The sequence below is a fragment of the Pseudomonas eutrophicaquae genome, from assembly GCF_023544715.1.
Taxonomy (GTDB): domain Bacteria; phylum Pseudomonadota; class Gammaproteobacteria; order Pseudomonadales; family Pseudomonadaceae; genus Geopseudomonas.
The window spans coordinates 1-26,451 of sequence record NZ_JAMJEZ010000024.1 but is presented as its reverse complement, the minus strand read 5'-3'; the positions used below and the strand labels follow the sequence as shown (position 1 = coordinate 26,451).

The following is a 26,451-nucleotide window of genomic DNA, read 5'->3' as shown; positions in this document are numbered from 1 at the left end:
TCACGGGAATCACTCGATGTTCTGCACTTGTTCGCGCATCTGTTCGATCAGCACCTTGAGGTTGACCGCCGCCTGGGTGGAACGCGGGTCGAACGCCTTGGAGCCTAGGGTGTTGGCTTCGCGGTTGAGTTCCTGCATGAGAAAGTCCAGGCGCCGTCCGGCTGCACCGCCGGCCTTCAGCACCCGGCGCACTTCGCGCACATGGGTGGCGAGGCGGTCGAGCTCTTCGGCCACATCGCTCTTTTGCGCCAGCAGCACCAGCTCCTGCTCGAGCCGGCTGCTGTCCAGCTCTACCGCCAGTTCGCGGCAGCGCTCGAGGATCTTCTGCCGCTGCAGGGCGAGCATCTGCGGCACCTGCTCACGCAGGGTGGCGACTTCCTGCTCGATGCCCTCAAGGCGCTCTTCAAGCAGCGCTGCCAGCGCCGCCCCTTCGCGGGCGCGGCCCTGACGCAGCTCTTCGAGCACCTCGGCAAACAGCGCCAGTGCACTGGCCTGCAGCTCTGCCTGATCGGCGCTGTCGCTGGCCAGCACGCCCGGCCAGGCCAGTACTGCTAGCGGGTCAATCGGCGCTGGCTGGCGGATCAGTGCCGCCACGGCCTCGGCTGCGCTGACCAGCTGGGCGGCGCGCTCGCGGTCGATGTCCAGGCGCTGCGGGCGCTCGGCCTCGTTGAGGCGCAGGGTGCATTCGACCTTGCCGCGCGCCAGACCCTGACGCAGAGCCTCGCGCACGTTGCCTTCCAGGTCGCGCAGCGCGTCCGGCAGGCGCAGGTGCGGCTCCAGATAGCGGTGGTTGACCGAGCGCAGCTCCCAGCTCAGGGTGCCGTAAGGCCCGCTGTGCTCAAGCCGGGCGAAGGCGGTCATGCTGTGTACCATGGGCGATCCTCGCGGTGGATGGACGGGCGCCGGCGCCCAAAGCGCGCAGTCTACCCGACTCGCACCGACCACCCAACGGTGTGCGTGGCGGTGGTTGCCGTGGCGGTGGGCGGCCTATAATGCAGCCCCATCGTATGCTGGTCCCAGCCATCCTGCTCCGCGCAGCGGCGCCGGCCCGCCTGCCGTTTCTGGAACTACACAGGATTTGCCCATGAACCGTCCCAGTGGTCGCGCCGCCGATCAGATGCGCCCGATCCGCATCACCCGCCATTACACCAAGCATGCCGAGGGCTCGGTGCTGATCGAGTTCGGTGACACCAAGGTGATCTGCACGGTCAGTGTCGAGGCCGGGGTGCCGCGTTTTCTCAAGGGTCAGGGGCAGGGCTGGCTGACCGCTGAATACGGCATGCTGCCGCGCGCCACCGGCTCGCGCAATCCGCGCGAGGCCAGCCGGGGCAAGCAGGGCGGGCGCACCCTGGAGATCCAGCGTCTGATCGGCCGCTCGCTGCGCGCAGCGCTGGATCTGACCAAGCTGGGCGAATACACCCTGTACATCGACTGCGACGTGATCCAGGCCGACGGCGGTACCCGTACCGCCTCGATCACTGGAGCCACCGTGGCGCTGATCGATGCGCTGGAGAGCCTGAAGAAGCGCGGCGCTCTCAAGCAGAATCCGCTCAAGCAGCTGGTGGCCGCGGTCTCGGTGGGGATCTGCGACGGCGTGCCGGTGCTGGATCTGGATTACCCGGAAGATGTGGCGGCAGACACCGATCTCAACGTGGTGATGACCGATGCCGGCGGCTTCATCGAGGTGCAGGGCACCGCCGAGGGGGCGCCGTTCCAGCCTGAAGAACTCAACGCGATGCTGGCGCTGGCCCGCAAAGGCGTTGAAGAGCTGTTCGAGCTGCAGCGCGCGGCGCTGGCTGGCTGAGCCTAGCGGGCATAAAAAAGCCGACCCTTGGGTCGGCTTTTTGCTGCGCGTGGTTTCAGACGCTGAGCGTCCAGTCGTAATCGACCACCAGCGGCGCGTGCTGGGAGAAGCGCGGCTGGCGCGGCAGACGCGCATCACGCACGAAGCGGCGCAGTCCCGGGGTGAGCAGCTGGTAGTCGAAGCGGAACCCCAGATTAAGCAGGGCCGCCTGCTCGGTTTCCGGCCACCAGCTGTACTGATCGCCCTCGCGGCTGACCTCGCGCAGCGCATCGACATAGCCGAGGTTGCCGATCACCTCGTCCATCCAGGCCCGCTCCGGGGCGAGGAAGCCGGCCATCTGCTGGCAATCGCGCCAGTTCTTCACGTCGAGCTTCTGGTGGGCGACGTACAGCGAGCTGCAGTAGATGTACTCGCGGCGCTTGCGGCGCTGCTTGTTCAGGTAGGTGGTGAAGTCGTCCATGAACTTGAACTTGGCGTTCAGGTCCTCGTCGCCCTTCTGGCCGCTGGGCATCAGCAGGCTGGCAATGCTGACCTTGTCGAAGTCGGCCTGCAGGTAGCGGCCATAGCGATCCGCCTGCTCGAAGCCCAGGCCAAAGATGATCGCCTTGGGCTGCAGGCGGGTGTAGATGGCCACCCCGCCTTGGCTTGGCACCTCGGCATCGACGGCGTACACCGTGTAGCCGTCCAGTTGCCAGTCCGGATCTTCCATGTCGTAACAGGTGGCACGGGTGTCCTGCAGACAGATCACGTCGGCATTCTGACCCTGCAGCCAGCCGAGCAGTCCACGCTCGACGGCGCTCTGCATACCGTTCACGTTTACACTGACAATCCGCATAAATGGCCCCTGAAAAAAGCTGTGTGTATCATACCCGAACCTCGGCTTTTTTTGCTAAATCGGGACTCTCATGCAGGCATATCAGCGGGAATTCATTCGTTTTGCCATCGAACGTGGCGTGCTGCGTTTTGGCGAATTTACCCTCAAGTCCGGGCGCACCAGCCCCTACTTCTTCAACGCCGGCCTGTTCAACAGTGGCCTGGCGCTGGCGCGCCTCGGGCGCTTCTACGCCGAGGCGGTCCAGGCCAGCGGTCTGGAGTTCGATGTGCTGTTCGGGCCGGCCTACAAGGGCATCCCGCTGGTCAGTGCGACCGCCGTGGCGCTGGCTGAGCAGCATGGCCGCGACCTGCCCTGGTGCTTCAACCGCAAGGAAGCCAAGTCGCACGGTGAGGGCGGTACCCTGGTCGGTGCGCCGCTGCAGGGCCGCGCGCTTATCGTCGATGATGTGATCACCGCCGGCACCGCGATCCGCGAGGTGATGCAGATCATCCAGGCCCAGGGCGCCCAGGCCGCCGGCGTGCTGATTGCACTCAACCGCGAGGAGCGTGGCCAGGGGGAACTCTCGGCGATCCAGGAAGTCGAGCGCGACTATGGTATACCCGTGGTGAGCATTGTCTCGCTGCGCCAAGTGCTGGATTATCTGGCCGGCGATCAGGAGCTGTGTCAGCACCTGAGCGCGGTGGAAGCCTACCGGGCGCAATACGGAATTTGAGCGGTCGGCAGCCACCAGGCCTGCATACATAACAACTATTAAAAAGCTCCTTCTTCTGGACCGGCTTCGGTCGGTCCATGGCCACCCCCGCGGTCATGCGCAACATGCCCGCCCGCCAGAAAAAGAATAAAAGCGATTAAACAGGGCAGCTCGGCCAGGGCCGGCCTTTGCCTTTAATCCGGACTTTTCAATAGTTGAACGTATGAGCGAGAACAACCAGAAGAACTATCGAGAGCTTCATCGTCCCAGCAAGAGCTTCGCCTCCCGCGAGGAGTACCTCAACCACGAGCTGACGATCATGCAGCCGCGGCGCTGGGCCATCAACCTGCCGGGCCGCGACTACCGTTTTGAGCTGGAAGACTGGGTGCCGGCCATGGCTGCCACCATCGGCAAGATCGTCATGGTCGCCGCGGTGGTCGCCGCCTTTGCCGGGCCGCTTGGGCTGTCCAGCGAGTTTGTCATCGAGAACGCCCGCTTCGAGATGCTGATTGCCGCGATCCTGTTCGTGGTGCTGTTTTCCGGGGTGCTCAACCCCAATGCCAACCTGGCCGGTACCCACGGTCCGCTGATTCCGCTGATTCCGCTGATCGTTGCCTCCGGTGGTCACCCGATGGCGCTGGGCATCATGGTCGGGGTGCTGGGCTTCTTCCTCGGCATCTTCAAGGGCGGCAGCCTGCTGGCCAGGCTGACCAGTGACGGGGTGTGTGGCGGCTTGCTGCTGTTCCTCGGCTTCATCGGCATCACCTCGCAGATCAAGAGCCTGTTTGCCTGGGCGGATGGCTTTGACATGGGCTACATCGCCTTTGTGATCGTCTTTGCCACCATCGTCATGTACGCCTACCTCGAGCACATCCGCATGCGCTGGCTGGCGATTCCGCTCGGTTCGATCATGGCGGCGGTGATTGCCTTTGCCTTTGGTGCGCCCTTCGAGTTCAAGACTGAGCCGGGGATTCCCAACCTGAACCCGGCCTACTGGTGGGGTGAGGATACCGGCTGGCAGCTGGGTCTGCCGCAGCTGCACCACTTCATCGCCGTGGCGCCGTTTGCCGTGCTGGCGGTGGCCATGTGGTCGCCGGATTTTCTGGGCCACCGGATCTTCCAGGAGCTGAACTACCCGCCCAAGGCCAAGAAAGTGCTGATGAACATCGATGACACCATGTGCATCGCAGCGGCGCGTCAGGTGGTCGGCACGACTTTGGGCGGTGGTAACCTGGCATCTTCCTGGGGCACCTTCATGGTGCCGGCCTCGATTGCCAAGCGACCGATTCCGGCCGGAGCGCTGCTCACCGGTCTGCTTTGCGTGGTTGCGGCGCTCTGGGGCTACCCGATGGATCTGGCGGTCTGGAAGCCGGTCCTGAGCGTGGCGCTGATCGTCGGCGTGTTCCTGCCGCTGCTGGAAGCCGGCATGCAGATGACCCGCGAGGGCAAGACCTCGCAGTCGGCGGCCATCGTGATCTTTGCTTCGGCGCTGGTGAATCCAGTGTTTGGCTGGTCGCTGACCGTGCTGCTCGACAACCTCGGCCTGATCGGTGACAAGGCCCGTGGTCAGGCGATGAGCCACCGCGATCGCTGGGTGATTCCGGGGGTGGTGTTCCTGCTGCTGTGCGCCATCATGGCCGGCATCGGCATGTTCCCGGGCATCCCGGCGCTGCTGGAGTCGTTCCGTAACGCGGCGGCATAAGATGGACGGCCCGCGTGCGGGCCGGCTGCTGACCGTGTGTAAAAAAGAAGGGGCGCCCTGCGGTGCCCCTTCTGCGTTTTACGCGGATCGTGAGGCTCAGCTACGCTCGTCGTTACTGATCAGCGTACCGACGCCGCTGTCGGTGAAGATCTCCAGCAGCACCGCGTTGGGCACCCGGCCATCGATGATGTGGGCGCTGTGTACGCCGCCCTGCACCGCCTCCAGCGCGCAGCGGATCTTCGGCAGCATGCCGCCGTAGATGGTGCCATCGGCAATCAGCGCATCGACCTGGGCGGTAGACAGCCCGGTCAGCACCTGGCCCTGTTTGTCCATCAACCCGGCGATGTTGGTCAGCAGCATCAGCTTCTCGCACTTGAGCGCTTCGGCCACTTTGCCAGCGACCAGGTCGGCGTTGATGTTGTAGGACTCGCCGTCCTCACCAACGCCGATCGGTGCAATCACCGGGATGAAGTCGCCGGCCACCAGCATGTTCAGCAGCTCGACATTCACCGAGACCACCTCACCGACGTGGCCGATGTCGATGATTTCCGGTTGGGTCATCTCCGGGGTCTGGCGGGTGACCTTGAGCTTCTTGGCGCGGATCAGCCCGGCATCTTTACCGGTCAGGCCGATGGCGCTGCCGCCGTGCTGGTTGATCAGATTGACGATGTCCTTGTTGACCTGGCCGCCCAGCACCATCTCCACCACGTCCATGGTCGCGCTGTCGGTGACGCGCATGCCATCGACGAAGTGGCTCTCGATCGACAGGCGCTTGAGCAGATCACCGATCTGCGGGCCGCCGCCATGCACCACCACCGGGTTGATGCCGACCGCCTTCATCAGCACGATGTCGCGGGCGAAGCTGGTCTTGAGCTCGTCGCTCTCCATGGCGTTGCCGCCGTACTTGACCACCAGGGTCTTGCCGGAGAAGCGGCGGATATAGGGCAGGGCCTCGGCGAGGACCTTGGCCACCTCGGCGGCGGCGTCACGTTGCAGGGGCATGGAACTCTCCAGTTATCAGAAGGGCAGTTGCAGATCGCCGGCCAGCGCCTTGAGCTGATCACGGAAGACCTGCTGGATCTGCGCCAGTTGCTCGGCGCTGTCGGCCTCAAAGCGCATCACCAGCACCGGAGTGGTGTTGGATGCGCGCACCAGGCCCCAGCCGTAGGGATAGTCGATGCGCACCCCGTCCAGGGTGAAGGGTTCGGCCTGCTCACCCCACTGCGCCTCGCGCTGCAGGGCCTCGATCAGGGCGAACTTGCGCTCGTCACCGACGCTGATGTTGATCTCCGGGGTCGACAGCGCCACCGGGAAGTCGGCGAACAGTTCGCTGGCGCGGCGCCCGTCGGCGGCGAGGATCTCCAGCAGGCGTACCGCACTGTAGATGCCGTCATCGAAACCGTACCAGCGCTCCTTGAAGAAGATATGCCCGCTCATCTCACCGGCCAGCAGCGCGCCGGTTTCCTTCATCTTGGCCTTGATCAGCGAGTGGCCGGTCTTCCACATCAGCGGCGCGCCGCCGTGCTGGCGGATCAGCCCGGCCAGGGCACGGGTGCATTTGACATCGTAGATGATCTGCGCGCCGGGGTTGCGGCTCAGCACGTCGCGGGCGAACAGCATTAGCAGACGGTCGGGGTAGATCATCTCGCCCTGATCGGTCACCACGCCGACCCGGTCGCCGTCGCCGTCAAAGGCCAGGCCAAGGTCGGCGCCGTGCGCCTTGACCACGGCGATCAGGTCTTCGAGGTTCTCCGGCTTGCCGGGATCGGGGTGGTGGTTGGGGAAGGTGCCATCCACCTCGCAGAACAGGGGGATCACCTCGCAGCCGAGCGCTGCGATCAGCTCGGGGGCGTTGACCCCGGCCACGCCGTTGCCGCAATCGACCACCACCTTGAGCGGACGGGCGAGCGTGACGTCACTGAGGATCCGCGTGCGGTAGGCGTCGAGGATCTCAGCGCTGGCGCGGCTGCCGGCGCCCTGGCTCAGTTCGTCCTGCTGCAGGCGCTGGTAGAGGCGCTGGATGCGCGCGCCGGAGAGGGTCTCGCCGGCGATCATGATCTTGAAGCCGTTGTAGTCCGGCGGGTTGTGGCTGCCGGTGACCATCACGCCGCTGCGCGGGCCGAGGGTGTTGGCGGCAAAGTACAGCACCGGGGTCGGCACCATGCCGACATCGGTGACCTGGCAGCCCGCCTCGACCAGCCCCTCGATCAGGCCCTCGACCAGCACCGGGCCGGACAGCCGGCCATCCCGGCCGACCACCACGGCCGGCTCGCCGCAGGCCAGGCTCTCGGCGCCGATGGCGCGGCCGATCCAGTAGGCAGTGTCGCGGGTCAGGCTGTCGCCGACGATGCCGCGAATGTCATAGGCGCGGAAGATGCCGGCGGGCAAGGCGCAAGCGGGGGTCATGATGCGGGGATACTCCATGTGAGGTCGCAAGACAGGCCGGGGCCTGCGGTGAAAAGGGGTTATTGCCGGCCGCTGTGGCCGAAGCCGCCGCTGCCGCGCAGGCTGTCATCGAAGGCCTCGACCAGCTCGAAGCGCGCCTGCACCACCGGCACCAGTACCAGCTGGGCGATGCGCTCGCCCACGCTGATCGTGAAGGCGCTCTGCCCGCGGTTCCAGCAGGAGACCATCAGCTCGCCCTGGTAGTCGGAGTCGATCAGCCCGACCAGATTGCCGAGCACGATGCCGTGTTTATGGCCGAGCCCCGAGCGCGGCAGGATCAGCGCCGCGAGGTTCGGGTCGGCAATGTGGATCGCCAGCCCGGTGGGGATCAGTACGGTCTGACCAGGCTCCAGGGTCAGATCCTCTGGCAGCAGGGCGCGCAGGTCGAGACCGGCGGAGCCGGAGGTGGCGTAGTCGGGCAGCGGGAAGTCGCGGCCCAGGCGCGGATCGAGGATCCTGGCTTGCAGTGCGTGCATCGAAAATCAGCTCCGGTGGTAACGGTCGGCGATGAAGGTGATCAGCTGGCGGGCAATCTGCCCCTTGCTGGCCTGCTCGAAGCGGGTGGCCTGCAGCGCGCGGTCGATCACGCAGACCGCGTTGTCGGCACTGTTGAAGCCGATCGCCGGGTTGGCCACATCGTTGGCGACGATCAGATCGAGGTTCTTGTCCTTGAGCTTGCGCGCCGCGTACTCGAGCAGGTGTTCGGTCTCGGCGGCAAAACCGACACAGAACGGCCGGTCGCGGCGGGCGGCGAGGGTGGCGAGGATGTCCGGGTTGCGTACCAGGCGCAGGGTCAGGCCGGCATCGCTGCCGGGGTCCTTCTTCATCTTCTGGGTGGCGATGTGCTCGGGGCGGTAGTCAGCGACCGCGGCGGCGGCAATCAGCAGCTCGCAGGGCAGGGCGGCCTCGCAGGCGGCGAGCATGTCGCGGGCGCTGAGCACATCGATGCGGGTAACGCGCTGTGGGGTGGGCAGATGCACCGGGCCGCTGACCAGGGTGACCAGCGCGCCTGCCTCGGCGGCGGCTTCGGCGAGGGCAAAGCCCATCTTGCCGGAGCTGTGGTTGCTGATATAGCGCACCGGGTCGATCGCCTCTTGGGTGGGACCGGCGGTGATCAGCACCCGGCAGCCGGTGAGCAGGCCGCGCTCGAAGCAGTCGGCGGCGCGCTGGGCCAGCTCATCCGCTTCGAGCATGCGCCCGGGACCGGTGTCGCCACAGGCCTGGCTGCCGCTGCCCGGGCCGAACAGGCGCAGGCCGCGCTGTTGCAGCAGCGCCGCGTTGGCCTGGGTGGCCGGATCACGCCACATCGCCTGGTTCATCGCCGGCGCCAGCGCCACCGGTGCGTCGGTGGCCAGCACCAGGGTGGTCAAGAGATCGTCAGCAATGCCCTGGGCCAGGCGTGCCATCAGGTCGGCAGTGGCCGGGGCGACGATGATCAGGTCGGCCCAGCGCGCCAGTTCGATATGGCCCATCGCCGCCTCGGCGGCCGGGTCGAGCAAATCGTTGAACACCGGATGCCCGGACAGCGCCTGCAGGGTCAGCGGGGTGATGAACTCGCGGGCGGCGCGGGTCATCACCACGCGCACCTCGGCACCTTGCTCGCGCAGGCGGCGCACCAGTTCGGCACTCTTGTAGGCGGCGATGCCGCCACCGATCCCCAGGACGATACGTTTGCGCTGCAGCCGCTGCATGGATCTGCCTTGTCGTTGTGGTTGGAGGTGAACTGCGGGGCGATGATGCAGGGCGTGATGCGGATCACGACCCGCACCGGCGGGTGTGCAGGGTGCCGGCTAAGATAGCACAGCACCCCGGCACGCCTGCAGGGGGCAGCGGGCACGCCGCCGGCAGACACAAGGAGGTGCATGACGATGAGTATCCGCGACTGGCCAGCGGCCGAACGGCCCCGGGAGAAGCTCCTCGCTCAGGGGCCGGCCGCGCTCAGTGATGCCGAGCTGCTGGCGATCTTCCTGCGCACCGGGGTGGCCGGGCGCAGCGCGGTGGATCTGGCCCGCTACCTGCTGGCCGAGTTCGGCGGACTGCGCCAGCTGCTGGAGGCGGATCTTGAGGAGTTTTCCGCTCATCTGGGGCTGGGGCCGGCCAAGTACACCCAGCTGCAGGCGGTGCTGGAGATGGGGCGCCGGCATCTGGCGGCGCGTATCCAGCGCGATTCGGCGCTGGAAAGCCCGCAGGCGGTGCGTGACTACCTCAAGGCGCGCCTGCGCCATGAGCCCCATGAGGTGTTCGCCTGCCTGTTTCTGGACACTCGCCACCGGGTGCTGGCCTTCGAGGTGCTGTTTCAGGGCTCGATCGATGGCGCGAGTGTCTATCCGCGTCAGGTGGTCAAGCGCGCGCTGGCCCACAACGCCGCCGCGTTGATCCTCACCCACAACCACCCCTCCGGCGTGGCCGAGCCCAGTCAGGCCGATCGCCAGCTCACCGCGCGGCTCAAGGAAGCGCTGGCGCTGGTCGAGGTGCGGGTGCTGGATCATTTCATTGTCGGTGATGGCGAACCGGTGTCGATGGCCGAGTATGGCTGGGTCTGAACCGCCGGCACGCTCGTCGCTTGGCGCGTGCTTGCCTTGCGACGCAGGGGGCTTTCTGCTATAAAACGGCGCTCTTTTCTGGGGCCCGGCTGTTCAGCCCGGCGGCACTGCCGGTAAGACCCCGATAGAAAGTGAACTTCATAGCGATTCAAGCGGCCAACCCATGCCGGGTTGGGCATGTGGTCAAGAGGGCTGAGGTATGTCGAGAGTCTGTCAAGTAACCGGTAAGGGTCCGGTTACCGGGAACAAGGTTTCCCACGCCAACAACAAAACCCGTCGTCGTTTCCTGCCGAACCTGCAGCACCATCGCTTCTGGGTCGAGTCCGAGAAGCGCTTCGTGCGTCTGCGCGTTTCCGCCAAGGGCATGCGCATCATCGACAAGCGCGGCATCGACGCTGTCCTGGCCGAGCTGCGCACCCGCGGCGAAAAATTCTAAGGAGCATCATCATGCGTGACCTGATCCGTCTGGTGTCCAGCGCCGGTACCGGCCACTTCTACACCACCGACAAGAACAAGCGCACCATGCCTGAGAAGCTCGAGATCAAGAAATTTGATCCGGTGGTTCGCAAGCATGTGATCTACAAGGAAGCCAAGATCAAGTAATTGATCGGCCCTTGAAGGAAAACCCGCCCGTTGTGGCGGGTTTTTTTATGTCTGCGATGCATCGCTCGCCTCAGTGCCACCCAACGCTCGCTATGCTGCAGGGACTTGCCGGGCCTTTTGCCCTGCCGCCAAGATGGCGACCTAACCTGAGCCTGGAGCACCACGCATGAGCATGCCGAGCCGCGCCGACTGGGAACACCGCGCCCAGCACCTGACCATCGAAGGCCGCGCCTTCATCCACGGTCAATACGTCCCTGCTGCCGAGGGCGCTACCTTCGAGTGCCGCAGCCCGATCGACAGCCGCCTGCTGGCCCATGTCGCCAGCTGTACCGCCGCTGATGCCGACCGCGCGGTGCTCGATGCCCGCACTACTTTTGAGTCCGGGGTGTGGTCGCAGCTGGCGCCAGCGCGGCGCAAGACGGTGCTGCTGCGTCTGGCTGAGCTCGTGGATATCCACCGCGAGGAGCTGGCGCTCCTGGAAACCCTCGACATGGGCAAGCCGATCCGCGATGCGCTGCGGGTCGATCTGCCGGCAGCCGCCAACTGCCTGCGCTGGTGCGCCGAGGCGGTGGACAAGCTGTATGACGAAGTCGCGCCGACCGGCCCCGACCAGCTCGGTCTGGTGACCCGCGAGGCAGTCGGGGTGGTGGCGGCTATCGTGCCGTGGAACTTCCCGCTGCTGATGGCCTGCTGGAAGCTCGGCCCGGCGCTGGCCACCGGCAACTCGGTGATCCTCAAGCCCTCGGAAAAATCGCCGCTTACTGCGCTGCGCCTGGCAGCGCTGGCGGTCGAGGCCGGCCTGCCGGCGGGGGTGCTCAACGTGCTGCCGGGTTATGGCCACACGGTCGGCAAGGCGCTGGCCCTGCACATGGATGTGGATACTCTGGTATTTACCGGCTCCACGCGCACCGCCCGCCAGCTGATGATTCATGCCGGTGAGTCGAACCTCAAGCGGGTGTGGAGTGAGGCGGGGGGCAAGAGCCCGAACATCGTCTGCGCCGATGCGCCGGACCTGCGCGCCGCGGCGCGCGCCGCTGCCGGGGCTATCTGCTTCAACCAGGGCGAGGTCTGCACCGCGGGCTCGCGCCTCTTGGTCGAGGCCTCGATCAAGGAGCCGTTCATGGCCCTGCTGCTGGAAGCCATCCGCGCCTGGCAGCCGGGGCATCCGCTGGATCCGGCTACCAACGTCGGGGCGCTGGTCGATCGCCAGCAGCTCGACACCGTGCTCGGCTACATTGAGGCCGGCCACGCCGAGGGCGCGCAGCTGCGCTGTGGCGGGCGGCGGATCATGGAGGAGGGCGGTGGCTTCTTCGTCGAACCCACGGTGTTTGACGGGGTAAGTAATGCGATGAAGATCGCCCGCGAGGAGATCTTCGGCCCGGTGTTGTCGGTGATCACCTTCGATGACCTGGACGAGGCGATCCGCATCGCCAACGACAGCCCCTACGGGCTGGCTGCCGCGCTGTGGACTGCCGATCTGTCCAAGGCCCATCGCGGCGCCCGTGCCCTGCGCGCCGGCAGCGTGTGGATCAATCAGTACGATGGCGGCGACATGAGCGCCCCGTTCGGTGGCTTCAAGCAGTCAGGCAATGGCCGCGACAAGTCGCTGCACGCCTTCGACAAGTACACCGAGATCAAGGCGACCTGGATCAAGCTCTGATCCGACCCTCTGCGACGGCCGGTGGCCTCGGGGCCACCGGCCGTCATCGTTTCTGTGAGGAAAAAGCTGTGCAATGGATGACCTACGGGGCCGTGACCTCGGCGGTAGTGCTGGTCGGGCTGGCGGTCGGCGTCAGTCTGCCGCTGCTGTCGCTGCGCCTGGCGGCCTGGGGCTATGGGCCCTTTGCCATCGGCCTGATGGCGGCGATGCCGGCGGTCGGCATCCTGCTCGGTGCGCGCCTGACCGGGCCGCTGGCCAGTCGCACCGGCAGCCGTGCGGCGCTGCAGCTGTGCCTGTTGGTCAGTGCGCTGTCGCTGCTGGGGGTGCTGCTCTTTCAGTCCTACGGGCTGTGGCTGCTGCTGCGCCTGCTGCTCGGTCTGGCGCTGACCATCGTCTTCGTGCTGGGCGAGAGCTGGATCAACCAGCTGGTGGTGGATGCCTGGCGTGGCCGGCTGGTGGCGCTGTATGGCACCGCCTTTGCGGTCAGCCAGCTGAGCGGACCGCTGCTGCTGGGCGTGCTGGGCAGCGAGGGGGATGGCGGCTTCTGGGTGGCGATCGGTCTGCTCTTGCTCGGGCCGCTGCTGCTGATCGGCCGCGAGGGTGCACCACAGGTCGAGCGCCAGGCAATGGTGGCCTCCGGGCTTTTGACGTTCTGCCGAGCCCAGCCGGCCATCGCCTGGGCAATGGTGCTGTTTGCCGCCTTCGAGGCGCTGATCCTCACCTTGCTGCCGGTCTATCTGCTGCAGGAGGCCTTCCCCCAGCCCCGGGTGCTGCAGATGACCAGCGCGGTGGTGGTCGGCAATGCCCTGCTGCAGCTGCCGATCGGCCTGCTGGCCGATCGCCTGCCGCGCATCGCCCTGTTCCGGGCCTGTACGGCGCTGCTGCTGCTCAGCAGTCTGGCGCTGCCGCTGCTGCTGCACACACCGCTGATCTGGCCGCTGCTGCTACTGTTTGGCGCCAGCGCCGGTGGGCTGTACACCCTGGCGCTGATCCTGATTGGCGAGCGTTACCGCGATGATGCGCTGGTGCGTGCCAATGCCCATATCGCCCAGCTGTGGGGGCTGGGCTGCCTGCTCGGCCCGCTGCTCAGTGGTGCCGGCAGCCAGTGGCTGAGCGGCCATGCGCTGCCCGGGTCGATGGCGCTCGGGGCGCTGATGCTGTTGCTGCTGGCCGCCCGGCCACAGGGCCTTGCCCGTTATCCGGCGCCGCCTCCGCACTGAACGTGCGCTGATTGGCGGAGCATGAGTTCGGGCGTTACAGCCGCTCCTTGAGCCGCTCCCAGAGCATGCCCAGCGCCAGCAGGGGCGCGCGCAGCCAGGGGCCGCCGGGGAAGGTCGGGTGCGGCACGGCGGCGAACAGGTCAAAGCCCGTGCTGTCCTCGCCATGCACGGCCTGGGCGAGCAGATGGGCAGCCAGATGGGTGGTGTTGAGGCCATGCCCGGCGTAGGCCTGGGCATACCAGACATTGGGCTGCGCGGGCAGACGGCCGATCTGCGGCAGGCGGTTGGCACCGATGCCGATCATCCCGCCCCAGGCGTAGTCGATGCGCACCTGCGCCAGCTGCGGGAAGACCGCCAGCATCTTCGGCCGCATGTAGCGGGCGATGTCCGCCGGATCGCGCCCGGAATAATGACAGGCGCCGCCGAACAGCAGGCGCCGGTCCCGCGACAGCCGGTAATAGTCCAGCGCCACCCGCTGGTCGCACAGCGCCATGTTGCGCGGGATCAGCGCCTGGGCAAGTGCCTCTGGCAGCGGCTCGGTGGCGATGATGTAGCTGCCGGCCGGCAGCACCTTGGCGGACAGCTGCGGCTCCAGAGCGCCGAGGTAGGCATTGCCGGCGAGGATCAGGCGCGGGCTGCGCACCACGCCGTGCGCGGTGTGTATCCGCAGGGTGGCGCCGTAGTCGATGCGGGTCACGGCGCTGCGCTCGAACAAGGCAGCGCCCCTCTGTGCGGCGGCCAGCGCTTCGCCATGCAGCAGATCCAGCGGCTGCAGATGACCGGAGCCCATGTCGATCAGCCCGCCGCAGTAGCGGCTCGAGCCGACCACTTCGTGCACCTCATCGGCACCGAGCAGGCGCAGCGCGTGGCGATAGCCCAGATTCGTTAGCGTCACCTGCTCGGCCTGCAGCGCCTCAAGGTGCTGGGGACGGTTGGCCAGATCGCAATAGCCCCAGGTCAGGTCGCAGTCGATGGCCAGCTGCTCGATGCGCTGGCGCACGAGCTCGACCGCTTCCAGCCCGTAATGGGTGAGGCGCTGCACACCCGTCTGGCCGAGCAGCGGGGTAAAGCGCGCGAGGTTATGGCCCAGGCCGCGGATCAGCTGGCCGCCATTGCGCCCGCTGGCGCCCCAGCCGATCAGCCGAGACTCCAGCAGCACCACCCGGTAGCCGCGCTGCGCCAGCTCCAGCGCGCAGTTCACGCCGGTAAAGCCGCCGCCAACGATGCAGACATCGGCCACCGCCTCGCCCTGCAGGACGGGGAAGGCCGGCGCCTTGCGGGCGCTGGCGGCATACCAGGAGGGGGCGTGGTCGGGGCTGTGGGTGGGGGTGTGCTGGGACATGGCGCGGTCTGCAAAAAAGTGACGGCACAGGATAGCCCGCGTGACGGGTCGCTGGGATGACAGGGCCGCTAAGGTGTCGCCCTGCGACTATCGGGCTTGTTTCAGCGCCTTCGGCTTTGCCGTTATACTGCGGGCGCCCGCGCGGCCCATCGCCCCGGGTGTGACTAGCCACGATAGAGGGTGAAAGGGTGAACCTGATCAAGAAATTCCTGGCAGCCCAGACTGCCGTGCTGGCCCTGTGGGCCGTTGGCGCCCAGGCCTCAACCAATGACGCGATTGCCGAGCGTCTCAAGCCGGTGGGCAGCGTGTGCATCGCCGGTCAGGAATGCGCCGGCGTGGGTGCGGTTGCCGCGGCGGCCGGTGGTGCTGCCCGCAGCGCCGATGACGTGATCGCCAAGCACTGCAACGCCTGCCACGGCGTCGGCGTACTGGGTGCGCCCAAGGTCGGTGATACCGCGGCCTGGCAGGCCCGTGCCGATGCCAAGGGCGGTGTCGAGGGCATCCTCAAGACCGCCATCGCCGGTATCAACGCCATGCCGGCCAAGGGTACCTGTAACGACTGCTCCGACGACGAGCTGCTGGCGGCCATCAAGAAGATGTCCGGCCTGTAAGCACTGTTGCTCGGCCAAGCCGCCCCTCGCCCGGGCGGCTTTTTTGTGCCTGCGTTACGCGCTGGGTGGCGTACGGCGCTGACGGGGCAGAGGGCGGCCCTCGGCACGGGCACGCAACTGGCCACAGCCGCCGTCGATATCCTGCCCGGCGCTGTTGCGCACCTTGGTCAGCACCCCGCGGCTGTGCAGGTAGCGGACCATCTGCACGATGCGCTCGCCGTCCGGACGCTGGAAGGCATCGCCCTCCAGGCTGTTATAGGGGATCAGGTTCATCACCGCGTACTTGCCCTTGAGCAGGCGCAGGATGCCGTCCATTTCCTCAACGCTGTCGTTGATGCCCTTGAGCAGCGTCCACTGGTACTGGATCGGATAGCCGGTGGCCCGCGCATAGCGCTCGCCCTGCTCGACCAGCTGCTCAGGCGTCAGTGCGGCGGCCTGGGGCAGCAGCGTGCGGCGCAGCTCGGCACGGGTGCTGTGCAGCGACAGGGCCAGCGCCGGCTTGACCGGCCCGCGCGGCAGGCGCTCGAACACCCGTGGATCGCCCACCGTGGAGAACACCAGATTCTTGTGGCCGATGCCGCCCTCGCTGCCCAGCCAGGTGATCGCCTCCAGCACGTTGTCGAGGTTATGGGCCGGCTCGCCCATGCCCATGAACACCACCTTTTTCACCGCGCGCTGCTGACGGGCCAGCGCCACCTGGGCGAGGATTTCGGCACTGCTGAGCTGGCGCAGCAGGCCGCTTCGCCCGGTCATGCAGAACACGCAGCCCACCGCACAACCGACCTGGGTGGAGACGCACAGCCCATCGCGCGGCAGCAGCACGCTCTCGACCATCTGCCTGTCAGCCAGGCCAACCAGCAGGCGCGCCGAGCCGTCGGCCGCCGGGTGCTGGCTGTGCAGGCGGGCCAGCTGCTGCAGGCTCAGCGCCAGGTGCGGCAGGGCCTCGCGCACGCGGCGCGGGAAGAAGTCTTGCGGCGGGCGGTTGCGCGGGCCGCTATCGAGCGGCAAGCCGGCCAGCCAGGCGCGCAGGATGCGCTGCTGGTGGCAGGGTTGGGCGCCGTGGGCGCGGAGCTGAGCGAGAAGGTCGTTGATCTGCATAGGGCGCGCATGCTATCACCGCGCCACATGCCCCGGCAGGGGGCGCGCAAGCCGCCAGGCTGCCGGGGTATGTTCAGAAGGCGAGGCGCTGTTTCAGCGTGCTTGCCAGAGGCGGCGGAAGGCGCCGTCGCCGTCATAGTCGGCGGCCTGCTTCTGCGGATTGAAGCGCCGCCCGCCGCGCGGATCGGTGCCGCGCCCGGCAATGTACAGCCAGTTGCCCTGGTTGCTGCACACGTCATAGTCGATCAACTGGGCCTCGAACCAGGCCGCCCCGGCGCGCCAGTCGCCCTGCAGGTCATGGATCAGGTAGCTGGCGACGATCTGGCGCAGGCGGTTGGACAGATAACCGGTCGCCGCCAGCTCGCGCATCCCGGCATCCACCAAGGGCTCGCCAGTTTTCCCCTCGCACCAGCGGGCAAAGGCGGCGGCCGTGTGGCGCGGCGGGCGCACCGCTTGGCGAGCCAGCCCGGTGCTGCGGTACAGGCGCCGGCCATGCTGGACATGCAGGAAGCGGAAGTAGTCGCGCCACAGCAGCTCGAACCACAGCCAGTAGCTGCCGTCGCTGGCACCACGTGCCTGTTCGTGATCGCACAGCGCATCGTAGATGCTGCGCGGCGACAGCGCGCCGCTGGCCAGCCAGGGCGAGAACTTGCTGGAGTAATCGGTGCCGGACAGGCCATTGCGGGTGGCCTTGTAGTGCACCGGCAGATCGCTGGCAAAGTAGCGCTGCACGTGGGCCAGGGCCGCCCGCTCGCCGCCGTGGAAGGCCGGCTGGGTGAACGGGAAGGAGGAGCGCGCATCCGCCGCCCAGGCCTCGACGGCCGGGCGCTGGCTACTGATATCGTGCACCGCCTCGGGTAGTGGCGGCAGACTGGCGGGCGCTGGCAGCGGCGCGGCGGGCAGCACCTCGGCGCGCTCGATACGGTTGCGAAACGCGCTGAAATTCTCTGGCAGCTGCGCACAGGCAAAGGGCAGATCACCCGGATGCAGCAGGCTGGACTGCCAGTGGGTCTCCACCGTCAGCCCGGCGGCGCGCAGCGCCTCCACTGCCGCCTGCTCCTCGGGCGCGGGGATCTCCTCACTGATCAGGCGCGTGCAGCCGAGCTCTGCGGCCAGCGCGCCCAGCACCTCAACCGGATCACCCACCAGCTCCAGCAGCCGGCTGCCGCGCTCGCGCAGCTGGGCGTCCAGATCCTCCAGTGCCTGGGCGGTGAAGTGCCGGCGCGCGGCCCCGACCCGTGAAAATCCCCAGGCGGTCGGCTCATCGGCGGCGTGCACATACACCGGCAGCAGGTGCTCGGCGTCACGGCAGGCGCGGCTCAGGGCCGGGTTGTCGCTCAGGCGCAGGTCGTTGCGGAACCAGTAGATCAGGGTGCTCATGGGCGCTCTCGTCACGGGCGAATGGGGGCGTGACTTATACCGTAAATTGCGCTTTGCATCATGTATGTACAAGTGTGGCATGGCCGGCGACCCGGCGCCGCACGTGCCGCGTCGGGGGCGGGCTAGAATGAGCTGCTGATCTGGCCGAGGACCTTCCCATGAGTATTTCTGCACCCTATGGCACCGGCGATGCCTCCTACCAGGCCGCCGGCGGTATCGACGGCCTGCAGCAGCTGGTCGCCGACTTCTACCGGATCATGGACCAGTCACCGGCCTATGCCGCGCTGCGCGCCATGCACCCGGAGGATCTCTCCATCGCTCGTGACAAGCTGGCCTGCTTTCTCAGCGGCTGGCTGGGCGGGCCGAAGTTGTTTCGCGAAAAGTACGGGCCGATCGCCCTTCCGGCCTTCCATGCCCAGTGGCCGATCGACGAGCGCGGCAGCCGGGCCTGGCTGGACTGCATGGCCGAAGCCATCGCCTGCCAGCCTTACGCGCCGGACTTTGCCGAGTACCTGCTGCGCCAGCTGCAGGTGCCGGCCGAGCGAATCGTGCAGGCCAGCCGGGCACGGCATGGGTATGGTTGCCCCTTCAACGCTTGAGCAACGCCCTGATATCCGCCAGCGCGCTGTTGCCGCGCTTGGCCTGGACCTCCACCGGAGCGGATTCCAAGCCCTCCCACTGCAGATCCTCAGCCGGCAGCTCGTCGAGGAAGCGGCTGTGGGCGCAGTCGATCACCTCGCCGTACTGCTTGCGCCTGGCCGCGTAGGTCAGGGTCAGGTGCTGGCGGGCGCGGGTGATGCCGACATAGGCCAGCCGCCGCTCCTCCTCGATGCTGTCGGCCTCGATGCTCGAGCGGTGCGGCAGCAGGTCTTCCTCCATGCCCATGATGTACACGCAGGGGAATTCCAGACCCTTGGAGGCGTGCAGGGTCATCATCTGCACACCCTCGGCGCCTTCGGCTTCCTCCTGCTGGCGCTCGAGCATGTCGCGCAGCACCAGCTTGCCGATCGCCTGCTCGATGCTCATTTCGCCGTCTTCGTCCTTCTCCAGGGTGTTCTGCAGCGCTTCGAGCAGGAACCAGACATTGCCCATCCGGTAATCGCCGGCCTTGTCGCTGGCGCTCTGCTGGCGCACCCAGCTTTCGTAGTCGAGGTCGGTGATCATATGGCGCAGGGCCTCGATCGGTTCCTCCTTGCTGCAGCGCCGGCGCACCCGGTCGAGAAACTGCTTGAAGCGCGCCAGCCGCTCGGTAAAGCGCGTGTCCAGGTGTGCGCCGAGACCTAGCTCGTCACAGGCGCTGTACAGCGAGATGCCGCGGCTGCTGGCGTAATTGCCGAGCTTTTCCAGGGTCGCCGAGCCGATTTCGCGGCGCGGCACGTTGATCACCCGCAGGAAGGCGTTGTCGTCGTCCGGGTTGACCAGGAGGCGGAAGTAGCTCATCAGATCCTTCACCTCCTGACGGGCGAAGAAGCTGGTACCGCCGGAGAGCCGATAGGGGATCTGATGATGCTGCAGCTTCAGCTCCATCAGCTTGGCCTGGTAGTTGCCACGGTAGAGGATGGCGAAGTCGCTGTAGGGGCGTTGGGTCTTGAGGTGCTGGGTGAGGATTTCCAGGGCGATGCGCTCGCACTCGGCCTCCTCGTTCTTGCAGCGCACCACGCGGATCTCGTCGCCATGGCCCATCTCGCTCCACAGCTGCTTCTCGAACACGTGCGGGTTGTTGGCGATCAGCACGTTGGCGCATTTGAGGATGCGGCTGGTCGAGCGGTAGTTCTGCTCGAGCATCACCACCTTGAGGCTGGGGAAGTCCTCCTTGAGCTGCATCAGGTTTTCCGGGCGCGCGCCGCGCCAGGCGTAGATCGACTGGTCGTCGTCGCCGACCACGGTGAACTGCGCGCGCTCGGCGACCAAGAGTTTCACCAGCAGGTACTGGCTGGCGTTGGTGTCCTGGTATTCGTCGACCAGCAGGTAGCGCACCTTGTTGCGCCACTTCTGCAGCACCTCGGGATGGGCCTGGAACAGCTTGACCGGCAGCAGGATCAGGTCATCGAAGTCCACCGCGTTGTAGGCCTTGAGGGTGCGCTGGTAGTGGATGTAGATGATCGCGGCGGTCTGCTCGCGCGGGTTGCGCGCCCGCGCCAGCGCCTCTTCGGGGAGGATCAGGTCGTTCTTCCAGGCACCGATCAGGTTCTTCACCTCATCGACACCGTCCTCGCCCTGGTACTCCTTCTGCATGATGTCGGTGAGCAGCGCCTTGATGTCGCCCTCATCGAAGATCGAGAAGCCGCTCTTGTAGCCCAGGTGCGCATGCTCGCGGCGGATGATGTTCAGGCCGAGGTTGTGGAAGGTCGACACGGTCAGGCCGGCGCCCTCGCGGCCGCGCAGCAGCTGGCCGACGCGCTCCTTCATCTCCCGCGCCGCCTTGTTGGTGAAGGTCACCGCGACGATGTGCCGGGCGGCGATGCCGCACTGCTGGATCAGGTAGGCGATCTTGCGGGTGATCACGCTGGTCTTGCCGGAACCGGCGCCGGCCAGCACCAGCAGCGGGCCGCTGATGTAGTGGACGGCTTCCTGCTGGCGGGGATTGAGTCGGGACATGTCGTTCGAGGCTTTCAGAGCGGTGCAGAGAGTTTAACAGGCGACGGGCATGGTGCCGGTCAGTTGTCCGTGTGCTATCGGCCATCATGAGGGTGTTTGCACGGTCACTCGATGGTAAATTTCAAACCCCTCAAGATAGGGCCTGCAGGGACTGCTCGAGCGTATCGCCGTGGGTCGTGGGTAGATGCTGCATCAGAGGTCGACAGCGAAAAATGAACCCAGATGAGGAAGGCATCATATGAGTCAGGAAGGACAGCTCCTCGACCAGAAGTCCTTGCGGGCAGTGACGGACAAGACAGCAGACTGGAACGAAATCGCCAAAGATTGCATTGCCTTTGCCAATGCGACCGGCGGTCGCCTGCTGCTGGGCATCGAGGATGGCCAGGATGCGCCGCCCGCCGGCCAGCACATCCCCAGCGACCTGCCTGACACCCTACGGCGCAAGCTGGCCGAGCGCACCGTCAACGTTGCGGTGCTGCCTGATGTCGTCACCGCCCCGAATGGTGGCCAGTACATAGAATTGCGTGTTCCGCGCGCCATGGCCGTCGCCTCCACCACGGACGGCCGCTATTTCCTGCGTGTGGCCGACCAAAGCAAGCCGGTCACCGGCGATGACGTGATGCGTCTGGCCAGTGAACGGTCCGCATTGCCGTGGGAAACGCAAACCACACTGCATGCTCCGCGCACCGAGGTCGATACCGGCAAACGCGACAAGCTGCTTGCAGCCCTCCGCGCATCAGACCGCGTCAAGGCATCGGTCAAGGAAAAGTCCGACGACGAACTGCTCGAGCACTATCAGCTCGCGCAAGGACAGGCCCTCACCAACCTGGGCGTGCTCTGCCTTGGTCGCCAGCACCAGCGTGCCCAACTGACCACGGCGCCAGTCATCCAGTTCATCAAGTACGACGAGCTTGGCCAGAAGGTCAACAAGCTGGTATGGGACGACCACACGCAAAGCCCGATGGAGTTGATCGAAGCGGTCTGGCAGGAGGTGCCAGACTTCCGTGAGCGCTACGAGCTGCCCGATGGCCTGTACCGCCAGAACGTACCCGCCTTCGACGAAATCGTGGTGCGCGAATTGTTGGTCAACGCATTGGTACACCGCCCCTACACCCAGCGTGGCGACATCTTCCTGAACCTGCATCCGGACCGGCTGGAAGTAGTCAACCCCGGACCTTTGCCGTTGGGCGTCACACCGCAGAACGTACTGCACACCACAGTGCGCCGCAACGAGCACCTGGCCCGCCTGTTCCACGACCTGAAACTGATGGAACGCGAAGGCAGCGGCTTCGACAAGATCTTCGAGGTACTGCTGTCGCAAGGTCGCCCGATGCCGGAGCTGATCGAAACCCACGACCGCGTGCAGGTCACGGTGCGCCGCCGTATCCTCAAGCCCGAGGTCATCGACTTCATCGCCAAGGCCGACCAGACCTATCAACTCACCCAGCGTGAGCGTATTGCCCTGGGCCTGCTGGCCCAGCACGATGCGCTGACCGCCCGCGAGCTTGCCAGCATGCTGGAGCTGCCTGGCGTCGAAGCTCTTCAGCTCTGGCTCAAACGCGTGCTCGACTGGCAGTTGGTGCAGAGCGCCGGGCGTACCCAGGCCACGCGCTACTTTGTCGATCCGGGCTTGCTGCACAGCCTTCAGTTCACCGGCGAAACCACGCTCAAGCGCATCGAGCCGCACCGTCTGGCTGCGCTGATCGTCGAAGACGTGGGCCGCTACCCAGGCACCAGGATTGGCAACATCCACCAGCGGATTGGGCTGGAAATTCCCCGTTCACGTGTGCGGCGAGCTGTAGAGCAACTGGTGAAAGAGGGAAATCTGATCCAGGAGGGGGTGCGTAGTGGCACACGCTATCGCCTTCCCTGACTTGGCTCAAAACAGCGTCTATCCGCCAAGCCTGCGCCAAAGTCATGCGCCAAACCGCGCGTGATCCCGGCCAAGCCGTTGCCGCAGCAGCATATTTTCTTTGGCTCACGCCTCGTGCCTGAGCCAAACCAGACGAATTGAAACAGGACCATCAGCATGACAAGCATCCAACAACGCGCCGAACTGCAACGCCGCATCTGGCAAATCGCCAACGATGTGCGCGGCGCCGTCGACGGCTGGGACTTCAAGCAGTACGTGCTGGGCGCCCTGTTCTATCGCTTCATCAGCGAGAACTTCATCGATTACATCACCGGCGGCGATGCATCCGTCAATTACGCCGCGATGGCAGACAGTGATCCGAACATTGCGGCTGCCAAAGATGACGCCATCAAGACCAAGGGCTACTTCATCTACCCCAGCCAGCTGTTCGTTAACGTCGCGGCCAACGCCAACACCAACGAGAGCCTGAATACCGATCTGGCCAACATCTTTGCCGCCATCGAAGCCTCCGCCAACGGCTACCCCTCCGAGCGCGACATCAAAGGCCTGTTTGCCGATTTCGATACCACCAGCAACCGCCTTGGCAACACCGTCAAAGACAAGAACGATCGCCTGTCCAAAGTGCTCAAACGCGTGGCGGAGCTGGACTTCGGCGGTTTCGACGCCAGTTGCATTGATCTGTTCGGCGATGCCTACGAATTCCTCATCTCCAACTACGCGGCGAACGCGGGCAAGTCGGGCGGCGAGTTCTTCACGCCGCAGCATGTGTCCAAGCTGATCGCGCAGCTTGCGATGCACAAGCAAACCAGCGTCAACAAGATTTATGACCCCGCCTGCGGCTCTGGCTCGCTGCTGCTGCAAGCCAAGAAGCACTTCGACCAACACCTGATCGAAGACGGGTTCTTTGGGCAAGAAATCAACCACACCACGTACAACCTGGCGCGGATGAATATGTTCTTGCACAACGTCAACTACGACAAGTTCAACATCCAGCTCGGCAACACCCTGATCGAGCCGCATTTTGGCGATGACAAACCGTTCGATGCCATCGTTTCCAACCCGCCGTATTCGGTGAAGTGGATTGGTAGCGACGACCCGACGCTGATCAATGACGACCGCTTTGCCCCGGCCGGCGTACTGGCGCCCAAGTCCAAGGCCGACTTTGCCTTTGTGCTGCACGCGCTCAGCTATCTGTCCAGCAAGGGCCGCGCCGCCATCGTCTGCTTCCCCGGCATCTTCTACCGCGGCGGGGCGGAAGCCAAAATCCGCCAGTACCTGGTGGACAACAACTATGTGGAAACGGTGATCTCGCTCGCCCCCAACCTGTTTTACGGCACCACCATCGCCGTGAACATTCTGGTGCTGGCCAAGAACAAGAAAGACACCACCACCCAGTTCATCGACGCCAGCGGGCTGTTCAAGAAAGAAACCAACAACAACACGCTGCTGGATAGCCATATCGAGCAGATCATGGCTGTGTTCGACAGCAAGGAAAGCGTCGAACATTTCGCAAAGTCCGTGCCGTTGGAGCAGGTGGCGGCCAACGGCTACAACCTGTCGGTCAGCAGCTACGTCGAAGCCAAGGACAACCGCGAAGTGGTGGATATTGCCCAGCTCAATGCCGAACTGAAAACCACGGTGGCCAGGATCGACCAGCTGCGCAGCGAGATCGACGCCATCGTCGCCGAGATCGAAGGCGAGGAGGCAGACGCATGAGCGAACTGGCGTTTATCGAGAAGCTGCTCGACGGCGTTGAAGTGGAGTGGCTTCCACTGGAGTCATGCGCAACCCTCGAAAGAGGACGTCGTGTGACAAAAAGCGAGTTGAGCCCTGAGAAGAAGTACCCAGTTTTCAGCGGCGGCGTTACGCCCATGGGATTCTACGAAAACCATAATCAAAAGAAAAATACGATCACCATCGTCAAATATGGCACAGCCGGATTCGTCAATATCATTGAAACAGACTTCTGGGCGAATGATGTTTGCTATTGCATAAAGCCTGGCAAGTCGCTCAACAATAAGTACCTTTACTATTATCTGAAAAAACAGCAGAACGAAATTCAATCTCTAGCAACAGACGCCATTCCAGCGCATCTACCGACAGAGAAAATTTCGGCCTATCCAATTCCAATACCCTGCCCAGAAAACCCGAAAAAATCGCTTGAAATCCAAGCCGAAATCGTCCGCATTCTGGACGCCTTCACCGATCTGACCGCCGATCTGACCGCCGATCTGACCGCCAGAAAAAAACAATACAAGCATTATCGTGACCAGTTGTTGAGTTTTGATGGTGTGGATGTCGAATGGAAGGCACTGGGGGAGATTGGTGAGTTCATTCGCGGCAAGCGCTTCACCAAGGCCGACTATGTCGAAGATGGCATCAGTGTGATTCACTACGGCGAGATATACACACGGTATGGCACCTTCACGACACAAGCCTTTTCTCGGGTCAGAAAGGATATGGCGGGATCGCTGCGCTATGCCGAGCCGGGGGATGTTGTGTAACCGATCCATGAACCCCATCTGCCGATGATGGGGCGAGTGTTTTACATTGTTGTCGCTGGCTTGCAGTTCCACGGCAGCAGTGCTTCGTAGTCTTCCAGACTGCGAGCCTGCGGCAGGCGCTCGAGGACATGGCACAGCCACGCGTAGGGCTCCTGGCCGTTGGCCTTGGCGGTTTCCACCAGGCTGTAAATCTGGGCGCTGGCAGTGGCGCCTTTGGGCGTGTCGCTGAACAGCCAGTTCTTGCGGCCGACGACGAAGGGACGGATGGCATTCTCGGCACGGTTGTTGTCGATGGGCAGATGGCCCGCCTCGACGTAGCGTTCCAGTCGGCTCCAATTGCTGGCCAGGTAGTTCACGGCCTTGCCCAGGGCGCTCTGTGGGACGACCTGAGGCTGAGTCTTTTCCAGCCAGGCCTGGAGTTTCGCCAGGATGGGCAGGCTGTGTTGCTGTCGACCCAGGTAGCGCTGCTCATCGCTGGCGTCCCGGAGTTCGCGCTCGATGGCGTATAGCCGGTTGATCAGGTTCAGCGCCACATCGGCACGCCCGGTCTTGCCCTTGGGCTGCACCTTCTGCGCCTCGATGAACTTGCGCCGCGCATGGGCCATGCACGCCAGACGCTCGATGCCCGGTCGTGCAGCCAGGCCGTTGTAGCCGGCGTAGTCATCGGTCATCAGGTAGCCGCGATAGCCTTCGAGCAGGCGCAAGGGCACGTCCTGCGCACGGCTGGTCGTGTAGTCGAACAGCACCACCGGGCGAGCCGGCGGCCCGCCAGTTCGCACCCACATCCATGACTGGCTGCTCGGCTCCCGTCCCGGCTCCTTGAGCACCTGCACCCGCGTTTCGTCGCAGTGGATCACCGTGCTCTCCAGCAGCTGCTCGCGCAGCAGGTTGAGCAGCGGTTGCAGCTGCTCGCTGCACTGGATCACCCAGCGTGCCAGGGTTTGCCGGGACAGGTCGACGCCATGGCGGGTTAGGACCTTTTCGAAACGATGCAGCGGCAGGCCGTCGACGTACTTGGTGGTCAGCAGCATCGCCAGCACGCTGGGGCTGGCCAGGCTCTTCTCGATCAGCTGGGCCGGCTTGTCGGCGGTGACCGGTGCGCTTTCGCAGCCCTTGCAGGCGTAGACCTTGCGGATGTGGCGGATCACGCGGATCTGCATCGGCACGATCTCGAGCTGCTCGCTGACCTCTTCGCCGCTGACGTGCTTGCGGCAGCCGCATGCGCAGGTCAGTTCGTGCTCGGGCAGCTCGTGGGTCACCTCGACGCGCGGCAGCTCTGCTGGCAGCGGCTTGCGCTTGCCGCGACGTTTGCTGGTGGGGGCGACGGCCTCTTCGACAGCGTCACCCGCGTCGTCAGCGAGCGGCGCGGCCAGGCTTTCCGCCTCATTGAACAGCGCCAGTTGCGGTGTCGCGGCATCCGGCGTCTGTTCGGACTTGCGGCCGAACAGGCGTTGGCGCAGCAGGGTGTTCTCTTCTTGCAGGTGAGCAACCTTCGCCTGCAACTGGCTCAGCAACAGCTTGAGTGCGGCAGGATCATCGGGA

The 26,451-nt window shown here is 65.2% G+C and carries 23 protein-coding genes and 1 pseudogene; 13 read left to right on the top strand and 11 right to left on the bottom strand.

What is annotated here, in order from left to right:
• Positions 1-9 precede the first annotated feature (9 nt).
• Entirely contained in the window at positions 10-873 is an 864-nt protein-coding gene (locus MXC11_RS10270) for a YicC/YloC family endoribonuclease (RefSeq protein ID WP_250010111.1), read from the bottom strand.
• A 211-nt stretch (positions 874-1,084) separates the two neighbouring features.
• On the opposite strand from MXC11_RS10270, the gene rph reads away from it, so the two are divergent.
• Entirely contained in the window at positions 1,085-1,804 is a 720-nt protein-coding gene (rph, locus tag MXC11_RS10265; protein WP_250010110.1) for a ribonuclease PH, read from the top strand.
• A 55-nt stretch (positions 1,805-1,859) separates the two neighbouring features.
• On the opposite strand, the gene MXC11_RS10260 is transcribed toward rph, so the two are convergent.
• Positions 1,860-2,639: an exodeoxyribonuclease III gene (locus tag MXC11_RS10260; RefSeq protein WP_250010109.1), complete on the bottom strand. Its 780-nt coding sequence runs from the start codon at positions 2,637-2,639 to the stop codon at positions 1,860-1,862.
• A 70-nt stretch (positions 2,640-2,709) separates the two neighbouring features.
• On the opposite strand from MXC11_RS10260, the gene pyrE reads away from it, so the two are divergent.
• Positions 2,710-3,351: an orotate phosphoribosyltransferase gene (gene pyrE, locus MXC11_RS10255; protein WP_250010108.1), complete on the top strand. Its 642-nt coding sequence runs from the start codon at positions 2,710-2,712 to the stop codon at positions 3,349-3,351.
• Positions 3,352-3,553: 202 nt separating this feature from the next.
• Positions 3,554-5,032: a DUF3360 family protein gene (locus MXC11_RS10250; protein ID WP_250010107.1), complete on the top strand. Its 1,479-nt coding sequence runs from the start codon at positions 3,554-3,556 to the stop codon at positions 5,030-5,032.
• 96 nt (positions 5,033-5,128) lie between these two features.
• Here MXC11_RS10250 and argB read toward each other — a convergent pair whose 3' ends face one another.
• From argB to coaBC, 4 genes and pseudogenes are all read right to left on the bottom strand, one after another.
• Entirely contained in the window at positions 5,129-6,034 is a 906-nt protein-coding gene (argB, locus tag MXC11_RS10245) for an acetylglutamate kinase (protein WP_250010106.1), read from the bottom strand.
• Positions 6,035-6,049: 15 nt separating this feature from the next.
• A pseudogene (locus MXC11_RS10240) lies at positions 6,050-7,456 on the bottom strand (phosphomannomutase/phosphoglucomutase); the annotation flags it as partial.
• A 41-nt stretch (positions 7,457-7,497) separates the two neighbouring features.
• A complete protein-coding gene (dut, locus tag MXC11_RS10235) occupies positions 7,498-7,953 on the bottom strand; it encodes a dUTP diphosphatase (RefSeq protein WP_250010104.1) in 456 nt (151 codons plus the stop codon).
• Positions 7,954-7,959: 6 nt separating this feature from the next.
• Positions 7,960-9,168 carry a bifunctional phosphopantothenoylcysteine decarboxylase/phosphopantothenate--cysteine ligase CoaBC gene (gene coaBC, locus MXC11_RS10230; RefSeq protein WP_250010103.1) on the bottom strand — a complete coding sequence of 403 codons (1,209 nt, stop codon included), beginning with the start codon at positions 9,166-9,168 and terminating at the stop codon, positions 7,960-7,962.
• 177 nt (positions 9,169-9,345) lie between these two features.
• Here coaBC and radC point away from each other — a divergent pair, with 177 nt between their 5' ends.
• From radC to MXC11_RS10205, 5 genes are all read left to right on the top strand, one after another.
• Complete coding sequence (gene radC, locus MXC11_RS10225) at positions 9,346-10,020, top strand: RadC family protein (protein ID WP_250010119.1); 675 nt, start codon at positions 9,346-9,348, stop codon at positions 10,018-10,020.
• Between the two features lie 199 nt (positions 10,021-10,219).
• The gene (gene rpmB / locus MXC11_RS10220) at positions 10,220-10,456 is read left to right on the top strand and encodes a 50S ribosomal protein L28 (RefSeq protein WP_250010102.1); all 237 of its coding nucleotides are present in this window, start codon (positions 10,220-10,222) and stop codon (positions 10,454-10,456) included.
• A gap of 11 nt (positions 10,457-10,467) precedes the next feature.
• Positions 10,468-10,623: a 50S ribosomal protein L33 gene (gene rpmG, locus MXC11_RS10215; RefSeq protein ID WP_250010101.1), complete on the top strand. Its 156-nt coding sequence runs from the start codon at positions 10,468-10,470 to the stop codon at positions 10,621-10,623.
• 166 nt (positions 10,624-10,789) lie between these two features.
• Positions 10,790-12,283, top strand: a complete 1,494-nt coding sequence (locus MXC11_RS10210; RefSeq protein ID WP_250010100.1) for an aldehyde dehydrogenase — start codon at positions 10,790-10,792, stop codon at positions 12,281-12,283.
• A gap of 68 nt (positions 12,284-12,351) precedes the next feature.
• On the top strand, positions 12,352-13,503 hold the full coding sequence (locus tag MXC11_RS10205) for an MFS transporter (RefSeq protein WP_250010099.1): 1,152 nt from the start codon (positions 12,352-12,354) through the stop codon (positions 13,501-13,503).
• A gap of 34 nt (positions 13,504-13,537) precedes the next feature.
• On the opposite strand, the gene MXC11_RS10200 is transcribed toward MXC11_RS10205, so the two are convergent.
• A complete protein-coding gene (locus MXC11_RS10200) occupies positions 13,538-14,845 on the bottom strand; it encodes an NAD(P)/FAD-dependent oxidoreductase (protein WP_250010098.1) in 1,308 nt (435 codons plus the stop codon).
• A gap of 188 nt (positions 14,846-15,033) precedes the next feature.
• Here MXC11_RS10200 and MXC11_RS10195 point away from each other — a divergent pair, with 188 nt between their 5' ends.
• Entirely contained in the window at positions 15,034-15,456 is a 423-nt protein-coding gene (locus tag MXC11_RS10195; protein WP_250010097.1) for a c-type cytochrome, read from the top strand.
• Positions 15,457-15,510: 54 nt separating this feature from the next.
• On the opposite strand, the gene MXC11_RS10190 is transcribed toward MXC11_RS10195, so the two are convergent.
• Together MXC11_RS10190 and MXC11_RS10185 are read right to left on the bottom strand one after the other, a co-directional pair.
• Positions 15,511-16,554: an RNA methyltransferase gene (locus tag MXC11_RS10190; RefSeq protein WP_250010096.1), complete on the bottom strand. Its 1,044-nt coding sequence runs from the start codon at positions 16,552-16,554 to the stop codon at positions 15,511-15,513.
• A gap of 93 nt (positions 16,555-16,647) precedes the next feature.
• Positions 16,648-17,934, bottom strand: a complete 1,287-nt coding sequence (locus tag MXC11_RS10185; RefSeq protein WP_250010095.1) for a DASH family cryptochrome — start codon at positions 17,932-17,934, stop codon at positions 16,648-16,650.
• Positions 17,935-18,092: 158 nt separating this feature from the next.
• Between MXC11_RS10185 and MXC11_RS10180 the strand changes: the two genes are divergently transcribed.
• Entirely contained in the window at positions 18,093-18,533 is a 441-nt protein-coding gene (locus MXC11_RS10180; RefSeq protein ID WP_250010094.1) for a group II truncated hemoglobin, read from the top strand.
• Here the strand turns inward: MXC11_RS10180 and rep are convergent.
• The gene (rep, locus tag MXC11_RS10175; RefSeq protein WP_250010093.1) at positions 18,523-20,532 is read right to left on the bottom strand and encodes a DNA helicase Rep; all 2,010 of its coding nucleotides are present in this window, start codon (positions 20,530-20,532) and stop codon (positions 18,523-18,525) included. The genes MXC11_RS10180 and rep overlap by 11 nt on opposite strands.
• Positions 20,533-20,770: 238 nt before the next feature.
• On the opposite strand from rep, the gene MXC11_RS10170 reads away from it, so the two are divergent.
• The 3 genes from MXC11_RS10170 (at position 20,771) to MXC11_RS10160 (ending at position 24,909) form a co-directional block, all read left to right on the top strand.
• The gene (locus MXC11_RS10170) at positions 20,771-22,405 is read left to right on the top strand and encodes an ATP-binding protein (RefSeq protein ID WP_250010092.1); all 1,635 of its coding nucleotides are present in this window, start codon (positions 20,771-20,773) and stop codon (positions 22,403-22,405) included.
• A gap of 156 nt (positions 22,406-22,561) precedes the next feature.
• On the top strand, positions 22,562-24,121 hold the full coding sequence (locus tag MXC11_RS10165) for a type I restriction-modification system subunit M (protein WP_250010091.1): 1,560 nt from the start codon (positions 22,562-22,564) through the stop codon (positions 24,119-24,121).
• The gene (locus MXC11_RS10160) at positions 24,118-24,909 is read left to right on the top strand and encodes a restriction endonuclease subunit S (RefSeq protein ID WP_250010090.1); all 792 of its coding nucleotides are present in this window, start codon (positions 24,118-24,120) and stop codon (positions 24,907-24,909) included. The genes MXC11_RS10165 and MXC11_RS10160 overlap by 4 nt, the downstream gene beginning before the upstream one ends.
• 41 nt (positions 24,910-24,950) lie before the next feature.
• Here MXC11_RS10160 and tnpC read toward each other — a convergent pair.
• The coding region (gene tnpC, locus MXC11_RS10155) for an IS66 family transposase (protein WP_250010089.1) at positions 24,951-26,451 on the bottom strand (1,501 nt) is incomplete at its 5' end.